Origin of the sequence: Dyella sp., from assembly GCF_035685885.1 — a bacterium.
GTDB lineage: Bacteria > Pseudomonadota > Gammaproteobacteria > Xanthomonadales > Rhodanobacteraceae > Dyella.
The window spans coordinates 1-13,403 of the sequence record NZ_DASRZX010000072.1 but is presented as its reverse complement, the minus strand read 5'-3'; the positions used below and the strand labels follow the sequence as shown (position 1 = coordinate 13,403).

Annotated in this window: 11 protein-coding genes and 1 tRNA gene; all 12 read right to left on the bottom strand. The window is 63.9% G+C overall.

Going from position 1 to position 13,403, the window contains the following annotated elements; translation table 11 throughout:
• Positions 1-148: 148 nt before the first annotated feature.
• Positions 149-1,162: an S-methyl-5-thioribose-1-phosphate isomerase gene (gene mtnA / locus VFG49_RS09060; RefSeq protein ID WP_324859633.1), complete on the bottom strand. Its 1,014-nt coding sequence runs from the start codon at positions 1,160-1,162 to the stop codon at positions 149-151.
• A gap of 54 nt (positions 1,163-1,216) precedes the next feature.
• Positions 1,217-1,402, bottom strand: coding sequence for a PspC domain-containing protein (locus VFG49_RS09055; protein WP_324859630.1), 186 nt, complete (start codon positions 1,400-1,402; stop codon positions 1,217-1,219).
• Positions 1,403-1,430: 28 nt separating this feature from the next.
• Positions 1,431-2,498 (bottom strand): class III poly(R)-hydroxyalkanoic acid synthase subunit PhaC, encoded by a 1,068-nt coding sequence (locus VFG49_RS09050; RefSeq protein ID WP_324859628.1) that lies wholly within the window; start codon positions 2,496-2,498, stop codon positions 1,431-1,433.
• 9 nt (positions 2,499-2,507) lie between these two features.
• Positions 2,508-3,563 carry a poly(R)-hydroxyalkanoic acid synthase subunit PhaE gene (locus VFG49_RS09045; protein ID WP_324859627.1) on the bottom strand — a complete coding sequence of 352 codons (1,056 nt, stop codon included), beginning with the start codon at positions 3,561-3,563 and terminating at the stop codon, positions 2,508-2,510.
• A gap of 363 nt (positions 3,564-3,926) precedes the next feature.
• Entirely contained in the window at positions 3,927-6,032 is a 2,106-nt protein-coding gene (pnp, locus tag VFG49_RS09040) for a polyribonucleotide nucleotidyltransferase (protein ID WP_324859625.1), read from the bottom strand.
• An 82-nt stretch (positions 6,033-6,114) separates the two neighbouring features.
• Positions 6,115-6,384, bottom strand: a complete 270-nt coding sequence (gene rpsO, locus VFG49_RS09035; RefSeq protein WP_102304155.1) for a 30S ribosomal protein S15 — start codon at positions 6,382-6,384, stop codon at positions 6,115-6,117.
• Positions 6,385-6,523: 139 nt separating this feature from the next.
• Positions 6,524-7,462, bottom strand: a complete 939-nt coding sequence (gene truB / locus VFG49_RS09030) for a tRNA pseudouridine(55) synthase TruB (RefSeq protein WP_324859621.1) — start codon at positions 7,460-7,462, stop codon at positions 6,524-6,526.
• The gene (gene rbfA / locus VFG49_RS09025; protein WP_324859619.1) at positions 7,462-7,845 is read right to left on the bottom strand and encodes a 30S ribosome-binding factor RbfA; all 384 of its coding nucleotides are present in this window, start codon (positions 7,843-7,845) and stop codon (positions 7,462-7,464) included. The genes truB and rbfA overlap by 1 nt, the downstream gene beginning before the upstream one ends.
• A 196-nt stretch (positions 7,846-8,041) precedes the next feature.
• The gene (gene infB, locus VFG49_RS09020) at positions 8,042-10,843 is read right to left on the bottom strand and encodes a translation initiation factor IF-2 (protein WP_324859617.1); all 2,802 of its coding nucleotides are present in this window, start codon (positions 10,841-10,843) and stop codon (positions 8,042-8,044) included.
• A 125-nt stretch (positions 10,844-10,968) separates the two neighbouring features.
• Positions 10,969-12,474: a transcription termination factor NusA gene (gene nusA / locus VFG49_RS09015; RefSeq protein WP_324859615.1), complete on the bottom strand. Its 1,506-nt coding sequence runs from the start codon at positions 12,472-12,474 to the stop codon at positions 10,969-10,971.
• A gap of 48 nt (positions 12,475-12,522) precedes the next feature.
• On the bottom strand, positions 12,523-13,044 hold the full coding sequence (gene rimP / locus VFG49_RS09010) for a ribosome maturation factor RimP (protein ID WP_324859613.1): 522 nt from the start codon (positions 13,042-13,044) through the stop codon (positions 12,523-12,525).
• 218 nt (positions 13,045-13,262) lie between these two features.
• Positions 13,263-13,339, bottom strand: a tRNA-Met gene (locus VFG49_RS09005).
• Between the last annotated feature and the right edge of the window lie 64 nt (positions 13,340-13,403).

The following is a 13,403-nucleotide window of genomic DNA, read 5'->3' as shown; positions in this document are numbered from 1 at the left end:
GTGGCCGTCGGGGGTGAAAGGAAGGACACGACGCGTGCGAGATAGGGATTCCAGTGTCCCCAGCTCACGAGCGCCTGCACCACGCCGGCATCGATCACCAGGCCGATGACGCCACCCACGCCAAACAGAAGAACCTGCCGGCGCAGACTCATCGACCGAACAGTGCCTGCATGGCCAGCGTGGTCGGTCGTTCGATGACGCCCCGCTCGGTGACGATGGCATCGATGAGTTCGGCGGGGGTGACGTCGAACACCGGATTCCACGCCTCGGCGCCTTCGATCACCGTGCGGCGCCCGGCGACGGAAAGCAGCTCGGCAGAATCGCGCAGCTCGATCTCGATGTCGTCGCCCGATGCGGTCGACATGTCCACCGTGGACGACGGCGCCACCACCATGAACTTCACGCCGTGGTGGCGCGCGGCAATGGCGAGCTGGTAGGTGCCGATCTTGTTGGCGGTATCGCCGTTGGCGGCGATGCGGTCGGCGCCGACAATCACCCATTGCACCTCGCCCAGGCGCATCAGGTGCGATGCAGCGGAATCGGCGATGAGCTTGGCGGGTATGCCATCGCTCACGAGTTCCCACATGGTCAGGCGGGCGCCTTGTTGCCATGGTCGCGTTTCGCCCGCGTATACGCTTTCGATGCGGCCGCCGGCCACGCCTGCGCGGATCACGCCCAACGCGGTGCCGAAGCCCGCTGTTGCCAGCGAGCCGGTGTTGCAGTGGGTAAGCACGCCCGAATGCGGGGCGATCAGGGCTGCGCCCAGTTCGCCCATGTGGCGGTTCGCGGCCAGGTCTTCGTCCTGAATGGCCTGGGCCTCGCGCTCGAGGGCCGAAGCGTCAGCGCCCGCCGCCACGCGGGCTTTCATGCGATCGAGCGCCCACATCAGGTTCACCGCCGTGGGGCGTGCTGCACGCAGCGTCTGCAGCGCCACGTCCAAGGGCTCGCCCTGCTTCGCGGCAAGCACGACGCCCCAGGCGGCAGCGATGCCGATGGCGGGAGCACCACGCACGGCCAGGTCCCTGATCGCCTGGGTGACTTGCGTAGCGTTGGTGCAGTCAATCCAGCGTTCTTCCTGCGGCAGCACTCGCTGGTCGAGCAGACGCAGGTGATCGCCCTGCCATTGCACGGCGCGAATGCGGTCGTAACGGTCGTAATCCATAGACGGTCTTGCCAATCGAGAAAAGGAGAACGCGAGCGCTTTGCTCGCGACGAATCAGGGGCCGTCGGGCATCAGCAGCCACAGCACCAGGTAGGCCACGATGCCCGAGCCACCGAGGAAGGTGAGCAGTACCCACAAGATGCGGACCAGGGTCGGGTCCCAGCCCAGGTACTCGGCGATGCCGCCGCAGACGCCGGCGAGCTTCCTGTCAGTGAGCGAGCGGTGCAGACGCTTTTCCATGAGCAATCCCTTCTTCGCAGGTCAACGCTCAGTTTCGCGTACTGAGCCACTGATGGATAGCCGGCGGCACTTCGCGCTGCGCGCGGCCGGACACGTAGATGCCAATGTGGCCACCCTTGAATGCCAGCGGCGTGTAGTCGGTGGTGCCGACCAGCTTGCCGAGCACGCGGGATGCGTCCGGCGGCACGAGGTGATCCTGCTCCGCGTAGATGTTCAACACGGGCTGCATGATCATGCCAAGGTCCACCGGCTTGCCGCCGATCACTATTTCGCCCTTGATCAGCTTGTTCTGCTGGTAGAAATCCTTGATGAACTCGCGGAACGCTTCGCCCGCCTGGTCCGGCGAATCGAAGATCCAACGTTCCATGCGCAGGAAATTCTGCAGCTCCTTCGGGTTGTCGAGGATGTCGACGAGACCCACGTATTTTTGCTGGTTGAGGCGTACCGGCTTGAGCGTGAGGTACACCCAGTTGAGCAACTCGGCGGGGATGTTGCCCATGGTGTCGACGAAACGGTCCACGTCCAGTTCGCGCGACCAGTTCGACAGCATGTTGTCGGGCGTTTGGAAATCCACCGGCGTCACCATGGTGATCAGGTTCTTCACCTTGTCACCGTGAGTCGCGGTGTAGCACAGCGAGAACGTGCCGCCCTGGCAGATACCCAGCAGGTTGATCGCATCCACGCCGGACGCCTTGCAGACAGCATCCACGCAGCGATCGAGATAACCGTTGATGTAATCGTCCAGCGTCAGCCAGCGATCGGCGCCATCCGGATAACCCCAGTCGATGAGATAGACGTCCTCGCCCTGCTCCAGCAGGTTGCGCACCAGGGAGCGGTCTTCCTGCAGGTCGGTCATCCACACGGTGTTGACCAAGGCATAGACGATCAGCGTCGGCGTCTTCGTGGTGGGCTTGCCCTGCCCCTTCATGTGCCACACGGTGAGCTTGTCCTCGCGATACACGACCTCGCGCGGGGTATTGGCGTATTGGGGCTCCAGCTGATGCTGGAGATTGCCCAGGCCGGCGGCCAGCTTGCGCTGGAAGGCGGCGATCTCGCCCGTCAACGCGGTGGGATCAAGGCGTAGCGGTGGAAACATGGGGGCTCCTTACTTGCGCGTGCGCGTGCTGCCGCGCACGACCGACTTGCGTGCGGCCACCGCCGTCGTGGGCTTGGCGCGTCGCACGACCGTGTCGTCCTCGACCTCACGCTTGCTGCTGCGTGCAGCCGTCTTTTTCGTGGGCGCGCTTTGCTCTTCCGCCTTCGTCGCCAGCTGGCGCTTGAGCGCCGCTACTTCCGCACGCAGCCCGGCAACCTCATCGGCTTGCGAAGAACGGTTGCCGTCGCGCACTTCGCGACGGAGTTCATGCAGGCGCTTGCCAAGGGCTGACACCTCGCTGCGCGTCGGCATGCCAAGTTCGCGACACATCGCCTCCAGCTGCTCCTGCTGGAGTTGCCGCAAGCGACTTTGTGCGTTGACCATCTCGCCATAGACGTGGCGAAACTCTTCGGACAACGCCAGCTTGGCATAGGCATCCTCGGCGCCATCCACCCACAGGTCGTAAAGCGCCTTGAGCGAATCCACCTGGCGCGTGCTGTCCGTCCAGTTGGCCAGCGTGGCCTGCAGCCGTTCCATGCCTTCGCCATTGGCGCGCTGGATCAGCGCCTGGTACTTGCCAGCCCACTCCAGGTATTCCTGCATCGCGGCCGCCAGCGCCTGCTGCTGCAGCTGGCGTTCGCGCGTGTAACCGAATGCGGCGAAGTGTTCGACATCGAACTTCATGCCGGCCACGCCCGACTGTCCGGACTGCAACCACGACTGCCACAGCTGCATGAAGCTGCGCGCCGCCTCGCTGTCGATGGAAGCGAAGGCATGGGCGAATGGTTGTCCCCCCATGCTGGAGAACAGGTTCTGCATCGCCTGCTGCCAGTCGGCCGGCCCCTGACCGAGGCCACTACCCACTGCGCCCTGCATCCACTCGTTGTAACCCTTGAGCGCCGCCATGCTGCGCGCCCACAGATCCTCGCCGGTTCCGGCATGGGCAGCACCAGGTTGGGCGTAGGGAGCCGCCGCTTGCTGTTGCAGGTATCGGGTCCAGGCATCCCAGGACTGCTGTGCCAGCGCCTGGTAATCCTTCAACACGTCACTCGCCTGGTCGACCATGCCCACGTCCTCATTACGCTCTGCGCATCGTAGCAAAAGCACCTTGGGGCGAACGCAAAAACGCCATTACGAAGGCCTCTGGAGCCTCTCGTTCGCCAAGGGCGCGTCAACCCGGCAAAAGTGCTTTGCTACGAGCGTAGCGCGGGTGCTCCAGCGGCCCCACCATCGCAATGAAGGCCCGCGACAAAGGCGCCTGACGACTCTGTGCGCGGCCCTTCCGGAGCACCCTATGGGCGTTCTACGCGCCTATCCGGATTGTGCGGGGGCGACAGTGCACACCCGGACATGGGCGCCAAACCGGAGCCCCAAAAAGCAGAAGCCCGGCATAAGCCGGGCCTCTGTTGCTTGCTGCATCGCAAAAACTTAGGCGTTGGCGCCTTCGTCTTCGGCCACGGCCTTCATGGACAGGCGGATACGGCCCTGCTTGTCCACTTCCAGCACCTTGACCTTGACGATATCGCCTTCCTTCAGCTTGTCGGAGACCTTCTCCACGCGCTCGCTGGAAATCTGCGAGACGTGCACCAGGCCATCCTTGCCCGGCATGATGGTCACGAACGCGCCGAAGTCCATCAGCTTGGCGACCTTGCCTTCGTAGATGCGGCCCGGCTCGACGTCGGAGACGATCTGCTCGATGCGCGCCTTGGCGGCATTGGCAGCCTCACGATTGACCGAAGCGATGATGACGGTGCCGTCGTCGCTGATGTCGATGGTGGTGCCGGTCTCTTCGGTGATCGAGCGGATGGTGGCGCCGCCCTTGCCGATGACTTCGCGGATCTTGTCCGGGTGGATCTTGATGGTGAGCAGGCGCGGGGCGAACTCGCTCATCTCGGTACGCGGCGTGCTGATGACCTTGGCCATTTCGCCGAGGATGTGCAGACGACCACGCTTGGCCTGCTCCAGCGCCACCTTCATGATCTCTTCGGTGATGCCGTCGATCTTGATGTCCATCTGCAGCGCGGAGATGCCATCCGCACTACCGGCCACCTTGAAGTCCATATCGCCGAGGTGGTCTTCGTCACCCAGGATGTCCGACAGCACGACGAAGTCGTTGCCTTCCTTCACCAGGCCCATGGCGATACCGGCCACCGGAGCCTTCAGCGGCACGCCGGCGTCCATCATGGCCAGCGAGGAACCGCACACCGAAGCCATCGACGAGGAACCGTTGGACTCGGTGATTTCCGAGACCACGCGAACCACGTACGGGAACTCTTCGATGGTCGGCTTGACGGCTTGCACGCCACGCTTGGCGAGGCGGCCGTGACCGATTTCGCGACGCTTCGGCGCGCCGAAGCGACCGCACTCACCCACCGAGAACGGCGGGAAGTTGTAATGGAACAGGAACGGATCCTTCGACTCGCCTTCGGGCGCATCGATGATCTGCGCATCGCGCGTGGTGCCCAGCGTGGTCACGACCAGCGCCTGGGTTTCGCCACGGGTGAACAGCGCCGAGCCGTGGGTGCGCGGCAGCACGCCGACGCGGACGGTGATCGGGCGGACGTCATCTAGATTGCGGCCGTCGATGCGGACCTTGGTCTTGAGCACGCCGTCGCGCATGGTGTGGTATTCGAGCTCGGCGAATTCCTTCGACAGCTCGGCCTTGTCCCAGCCCTTGGCTTCGACGTCGGCAGCCAGCGAGGCGAGCACGTCGGCCTTGATGGCGGCGATGGCGTCGCGGCGCTGCAGCTTGTCGCGCACCTGGAAGGCGGTATCCAGCTGGTTGCCAACGGCACCCTTCAGGGCAGCGATGAGCGACTCGTTGCGGGCCGGAGCAGACCAGGCCATGGACGGACGGGCAGCCTCGGTGGCCAGCTCGGCGATGGCACGGACAGCCACCTGCATCTGCTGGTGACCGAACACCACGGCGCCGAGCATCACTTCCTCGGACAGCAGCTTGGCTTCGGATTCCACCATCAGCACGGCGTTGGAGGTACCGGCCACGACCAGGTCCAGCTCCGAAGTCTTCAGCTCGGTGGCGGTCGGGTTAAGCAGGTACTTGCCATTGGCGTAACCGACGCGGGCAGCGCCGATCGGACCCTTGAACGGGATGCCGGCAAGGCTCAGCGCGGCGGACGCACCCAGCATGGCCACGATGTCGCCGTCGACTTCCGGATTCAGCGACACGACCTGCGCGATGACCTGCACTTCGTTCTTGAACTCTTCCGGGAACAGCGGGCGCACCGGACGATCGATCAGACGCGAGGTGAGCGTCTCCTTCTCGGTCGGACGGCCTTCGCGCTTGAAGAAGCCACCCGGGATGCGGCCGGCGGAGTAGAACTTTTCGACGTAGTCGACGGTGAGCGGGAAGAAATCCTGCCCGTCCTTCGCCTTGGCGGCGGCCACCACGGAAACCAGCACCACGGTGCCGCCCATGCTGGCCATGACGGCACCGGAAGCCTGGCGGGCGATTTCGCCCGTCTCCAGCGTGACTTCGTGATTACCGAACTGGAATGACTTGGTTACTTTCGCCACTGTCTTTTCCTGAATTGGGAAGTGCGGCCAGGGATGGCCGCTTCTTGATCTTCGCGTTCACGAATGAACGCAAACATCAACCTTAGCGACGGAGGCCGAGGCGCTCGATGAGGCCCTGGTAACGAGCCAGGTCACGATCCTTCAGGTAGGCAAGCAGGCGCTTGCGCTGATTGACCAGCTTCAGCAGACCACGGCGGGAATGGTGATCCTGCTTGTGCTCTTTGAAGTGGCCGGTGAGGTGGTCGATGCGGGCCGACAGCAAGGCGACCTGCACTTCCGGCGAACCCGTATCGTTCGGCACGCGGCCGAAGTCAGCGATGATCTTGCCGGTCTGTTCTGCGGTAAGGGACATGATTAGCTCTTCCTAAAAAAACGGGTGCGAAGCTTGCGCAACGTCACGCGATGACGTTGCGCAAGCTTCGCCTAGTTGAATGAAAATTCTGAAACAAGCTCCGTATTGTAGCGAGCGGAGGCCAATAACAACAAGACCGTCATGGTGATACGGCATACTGCCCGGTCGATGGCAGGTTGAAACCGCGCACGATGCGCAGCTTGCCGCCGGCGTCCTCGCCCAGGGCCAGCAGGCGACCGTCGTCGGCAAATACGGCGAACTGGCCCGCCATCGGAGCCTCCAACGCAATCTGCTGCCCCTGTGAGACGGCGAGACTGCGCGCAACATCCAGATGCAGGGCCGGCAGGTCAGACAGGCCGGCCGATACCGGCAGCAAGGTCGCCAACAAGGCCTCGTCGCCCTGCCCGGCCAATTCCCGCAACTGCTCCAGGGTCACCATGGCCGGCTCCCTGAACGGCTCGACCCACAGGCGGCGCAAGCCTGTCAGGTGGGCACCACAGCCGAGGTCCTCACCCAGGTCGACGGCCAGGCTGCGCACATAGGTGCCCGAGCCGCACTCGACGTGCAGGGTAAGCGTGTCCCCGCTACGCGACACCAGATCGAGCCGATTGACCTCCACTTCGCGCGCAGGCACATCAATCGCCTCGCCGCGGCGGGCTTTCAGATAGAGCCGCTCGCCATCGCGCTTGATCGCCGAATAGGCGGGCGGCACCTGGGTGATGCGGCCGCGCAGCTTGGCCAGGGCCTGCTCGATGGCCTCGTCCGTCAGGGCCGGGACGGGGCGTTCCTGCACGATCTCGCCTTCGAGATCGGCCGTGCTGGTGGTGACGCCCAAGCGACATTCGGCCAGATAGGCCTTGCGTGAACCCAGCAGCATGCCGGCGATCTTGGTGGCCTCACCCAGGCACAGTGGCAACAGGCCGGTGGCGAGCGGGTCGAGTGCGCCGGTGTGGCCGCCCTTCTCCGCCCTGAAAATACTCTTGCGCACGACCTGCAGGGCCTGGTTGGAACTCAGGCCCAGCGGTTTATCCAGCAGCACGATGCCGTGCAGATCGCGAAAACGTATCTGCCGCTTCATCAGTCCTCAGCGCTTTCCTCGCCCGGCGTCGCGGTACGCGCGCTGTCCTCTCGCAACAGGCTTTCGATGCGCTCACCCTTGTCGACCGAGTCGTCGTACTTGAAGCGCAGCTCCGGTACTCGACGCAGGCGCATGCTGCGCGACAGGGAACGGCGAAATTCCACCGCCAGTTCCTTCAGAGCCTTCATGGCCTCGGTGGAACGCTCCGGCTGCAGGGCCGTGACCCACACCGTGGCCCAGTCCAGATCGCGGGTGACCTCCACATCCGACACGCTCACCGAAGGCAGGCCATGGTCGCGCACGGCTGCATGGACCAGCAGGCCCAGTTCGCGGCGCAGTTCGGCACCGACGCGGTCGGTACGCTTGAAATCGCGTGAAGGCATGACGCACTCCTTTAGTTCTTGCGTTCATCCGTGGACGCGATGGTCAAAAAGCGGTCATCCATGGCCGCACTCTCCTATTTGGGACCCGCCAGCCGGCCAGCCCCGAAAAACGAAGCGAGCGATGTGGATATCCACACCGCCCGCCGGGAAAACACCACTGAGGGTCATCGACCTGCCCAAGGCAGGCCGATAGCCATTACAGCGTGCGGGCCACCTCGATACGCTCGAAGCATTCGATCTGGTCGCCGACCTTGACGTCGTTGTACTGCTTCACAGCGATACCGCATTCCATGCCGTTGCGTACTTCGTCGACCAGGTCCTTGAAGCGACGCAGCGATTCTAGTTCGCCCTGGAAAACCACCGTGTTGTCGCGCAACACGCGGATCGGCTTGCTGCGCTTGACCGTGCCTTCGACGACCATGCAACCGGCCACCGCACCGAACTTGGAACTGCGGAACACTTCGCGCACCTGGGCGATGCCGATGATCTCTTCGCGCACTTCCTTGCCCAGAAGACCCGAAGCAGCCTGCTTCACCTGGTCGATCACGTCATAGATGATCGAGAAGTAACGGACATCCAGACCCGAGGTGTCGATCACCTTGCGGGCCGACGCATCGGCACGCACGTTGAAGCCGATCACCAGCGCCTTGGAGGCAGCGGCGAGCGTGGCATCGGACTCGGTGATGCCGCCGACGCCGGCCGCAATCACGTTGACCTTCACGTTCTCGTTGCCGATCTGGCTGAGCGATTCGCGCAGCGCCTGCACCGAGCCCTGCACATCGGCCTTGACCAGGATGTTGAGCGTCTGCTGCTGGCCCTGACCCATCTGGGCCATGATGTCCTCAAGGCGATTGGCCTTGCTGACCATGCGCGTTTCGCGACGCTTGAGCTGACGCTCGGCCGCCACTTCACGGGCAAGGCGCTCATCGGCAACCACCACGAAGTCGTCACCCGATTCCGGCACGCCGGACAGACCCAGCACCTGCACCGGAATGGACGGACCAGCTTCCTGCACGGTCTTGCCGCTCTCGTCGATCAGCGCGCGCATGCGGCCGTACTCGATGCCGCAGACGACGAAGTCGCCACGCTTGAGCGTGCCCTGCTGCACCAGCACGGTCGCCACCGGACCGCGACCGCGATCCAGGCTGGACTCGATCACCACGCCCGAAGCCGGACCGTCTTCAACGGCGGTGAGCTCCATCACCTCGGCCTGCACCAGGATCGCGTCGAGCAGCTCGTCGATGCCCATGCCGGTCTTGGCCGAGATCGGCACGAACGGCGTGTCACCACCCCACTCTTCCGGAATCACTTCCAGGTTGCCGAGGCCCTGCTTGACGTGGTCGGGGTTGGCGTCCGACTTGTCCATCTTGTTGAGTGCCACGATCAACGGCACCTTGGCGGCACGCGCATGCTGCACGGCTTCCGCCGTCTGCGGCATCACGCCGTCGTCGGCCGCAACCACCAGCACCACGATATCGGTGGACTGGGCGCCACGGGCACGCATGGACGTAAACGCCGCGTGGCCTGGGGTATCCAGGAACGTGATGACGCCCTTGGGCGTTTCCACGTGGTACGCACCGATGTGCTGGGTGATGCCACCGGCTTCGCCCGAGGCGACCTTGGTGCGGCGGATATAGTCGAGCGTCGAGGTCTTGCCGTGATCGACGTGGCCCATGATGGTGACCACGGGCGGACGCGGCTTCTTCTCGCCTTCCAGCTCGGCATTCTGAGTGTGCGCGGCCAGCGCGGCCTCCGCGTTGTTCTCGCTTGCGGCCACGGCCTTGTGGCCGAGTTCCTCGATCACCAGCACAGCGGTGTCGTGATCGATGGTCTGGTTGATGGTGGCCATCACGCCCATCTTGAACAGGGCCTTGACCACTTCCGAACCCTTGACCGCCATCTTGTTGGCGAGATCGGCGACGCTGTTGTTGTCGCCCACCACCACTTCACGCACGACGGCGGCCGTCGGGCGAGTGAAGCCATGCGGGCCACTGGAAGCCTGCGAGATCCCGCGCGATGTGTCGCGGCTCGGGCCTCGACCAGCCTTGCCGCCACGCTTGTTGTTCGAACGGCGTGCCCGGTCGGCGTCGCTCAGGTGCATTTCGCCGGCTGCGAAACGCTTGCCGCCCGGACCTTCGTCCTTTTCGCGGGCATAGCGCGTCTTGTTGCCTGCAACAGCGGCAGCGGCAGCCGTAGCAGCTGCGGCGGGCGCAGGAGCAGCGGCAGGCGCGGGTGCTGGCGCCGGGGCGGGGGTAATGACCTTCTTTTCGCGACGGCGCGGCTCGTGGATGCGCGGCACGATCATGCCCAGCGAGCTGTGATCGATGCGCTGCACCGCGGCCTCGGCTGGCGCTGCCTTTTCGCTAGCCTCGACCGGCGCCGGGGCCGGCTCGGCGACGATAGCCTCGTCCGCTGCGACGCGCTGGGCCTGTTCGTGGGCCTGCGCAGCCGCCTCCGCTTCCGCGGCCTGCTGGCGACGCTGCTCTTCCTCGGCTTCGCGCTCGCGCTGGGCTTCGGCATCGCGCTGGCGTGCCTCTTCCTGGCGGCGATGGTCCGCTTCCAGGCGTTCGTTTTCCTCGTGGTCGCGCTGCTGCTGCGATTCCTGCAGCTTGCGCACGGCGTCTTCGCGCTCGACATCGCTGCCGGCTTCTTCGGCAATGACGCTACGCTTGACGTAGGTGCGCTTGGCGCGGACTTCGACGTTCACCGTCTTGGCGCCCGCAGCGCCACGGGCGCCTGGCGTGGCCACCTTCAGCTCGCTCACCTTGCGGCGCTTGAGCGTGATCTGACGCGGTGAGCTGTCATCCGATTCGGTGGCGGCGAGTTCACTCTTGCCGTGCGTGCGGCGCAGAAACCCCAGCAGCTTCACCTTTTCGGTGCTGCTGATGAGCTGCTCCGGATCGGAGAATTTCATACCGGCTTCGCCCAGCTGCCCAAGCAGCTTGTCTTCCGGCATGCCAAGTAGCTTGGCAAGTTGTTTAATCGTTACGTCAGACATCGTGTTCTTTCTCCGCCGTTCCCGCGCTAGGCCATGCAGTCACATCCACATGGGCCACCTCCATCCTTGGTGGAAGGCGTCTCAGCCCTCCTCGGCGCGCCCTTCCAGGGCGCGGCCGACCGCGGTTAGCCGCCTTTCTCCAGACGCTCGATCATCGGCGCGCGTGCAGCCATGATCAGCGCGGCAGCGCGATCTTCGTTCATACCATCGATGTCGATCAGGTCGTCGACCGCAAGGTCCGCCAGATCGTCCACCGTCACCACTTCACGAGCCGCCAGCGCGTACGCGGTGGCTTCATCCATGCCCGGCAGATGCAGGAGTTCGTCCGACGGCTGGTGCTCGTCGATGCCCTCCTCAACCGCCAGTGCTTCGGTTAGCAGCGCGTCGCGGGCGCGGGCGCGCAGCTCTTCGACGATGTCCTCGTCGAAACCTTCGACCGCCAGCAGCTCGGCGCTGGGCACATAGGCAATTTCTTCGACGCTGGAGAAGCCTTCCTGTACCAGGATATTGGCGATTTCCTGGTCCACTTCCAGCTTGTCCATGAACAACTGGCGTGCAGACTCCTGCTCGGCCTCGCTCTTGGCGGCAACCTGGTCCTGCGTCATCACGTTGAGCTGCCAGCCAGTGAGCTTGCTGGCCAGGCGCACGTTCTGGCCACCGCGACCAATAGCCTGGGACAGCTTGTCCTCGGCCACAGCGATGTCCATCGAGTGCTTTTCCTCGTCCATGATGATGGACTGCACCTCGGCCGGCGCCATGGCATTGATGACGTACTGCGCCTGGTTTTCATGCCACAGGATGATGTCGACACGCTCGCCGTTGAGCTCATTGGACACTGCCTGCACGCGCGAACCGCGCATGCCGATGCAGGCACCGATGGGATCAGTGCGGGTATCGTGCGCGACCACGGCGATCTTGGCGCGGTCGCCCGGATCGCGGGCGCAACCCTTGATCTCGACCAGGCCCTGGCCCACTTCCGGCACTTCGAGCTTGAACAGCTCGATCATGAATTCGGGCGCGGCACGCGACACGAACAGCTGAGGACCGCGGGCTTCCGAACGCACTTCGTACAGATAACCGCGGACGCGATCGCCGACTCGGGCCGATTCACGCGGAATGGTCCTGTCGCGCGGGATAAAGGCCTCGGCGTTGCTGCCCAGGTCCAGATAGACGTTGCCGCGTTCGACACGCTTGACGATGCCGGTGACCAGCTCGCCCACGCGCTCCTGGAACGCATCGACCACCTGCTGGCGCTCGGCTTCGCGAACGCGCTGCACGATGACCTGCTTGGCGGCCTGCGCGGCGATGCGACCGAACTCGGCGTTCTCGATCTGGGTTTCGATGAACTCGCCGACCTGCGCGTCTTCGCGCTCGTCGAGGCCATCCATCAGGCGCACCTGGTGGAACGGCGATTCCATCTCGCCGTCGTCGGCGATGATTTCCCAGCGACGGAAGGTTTCGTAATCGCCCGTATGGCGATCGATGGACACGCGAATATCCGGATCTTCGTCCGGATAGCGCTTTTTGGCCGCGGAGGCGAGCGCCGCTTCCATGGCCTGGAAAATCACTTCGCGCGGCACGCCCTTTTCGTTGGCAACCGCGTCAACCACCAGCAAAAGTTCTTTGCTCATTGCAGCAACTCCGTAGACGCCATCGGCGCCGCATCGGTTTCGATGGATTTACTTCTTCGGGGCCTTCTTGCCCGGAACATTCTTGCCCGGCTTGGGCTGCGGCACGTAACCGAGCGCCACCCAATCCGGCACGACGCGTGCGCTTTCCACGGCGTCATGGTCGAACTCGAAGGTCTTGCCTTCGGCCTCCAGCGAGATCCTCTCGCCCTCGACCGACACTACCTTGCCGCGCAGGCGGCGACGCCCTTCCAGGGGCGCCTTGAGCAAAAGCTTCACTTCCGTCCCCGCCACCTTGGCAAACTGCGCCGCGGTGAAAAGCGGGCGATCAATGCCTGGCGAAGAAACTTCCAATACATACTGGCCGGGGATCGGATCCTCAACGTCAAGCATGGCAGACAGCTCGCGGCTCGCCGCCTCGCAGTCGTCCACATTGACCTCGCGGCCTTCCACATCCAGGTAAACACGCAGGGTACTCTGCCCCTGCGACGGGGAGAACTCCACGCCGATGCATTCCAGCCCCAGATCGGCCAGAATTTCGGTGAAGCGTTGTGCCAGTGCGTGCGTATCCATGATCTGCCTACCGTTACCGTCGCCAGAAACAAAAAATGGGCTCTAGCGGCCCATTCCCTGCTCTTGTACAAGAGCGTCCTCGCCGATGTCCCGACCCATCCAGACTCTTCCGGGGCACTTCACGCGCAGCATCGAAGCTGCCTGTGACACAAGTGCGACGCTTCCTTGCGCCCAACAAAAAAGCCTCACGAGGAGGCTTTCTTGTTCTAAGAAAGATCTGGTAGCGGGGGCAGGATTCGAACCTGCGACCTTCGGGTTATGAGCCCGACGAGCTGCCAGACTGCTCCACCCCGCATCAGAGTCCAGAAATATTAGCGAGATGGCCGATTTCTTGCAAGCCTTTTCGCGAAATTATTTCA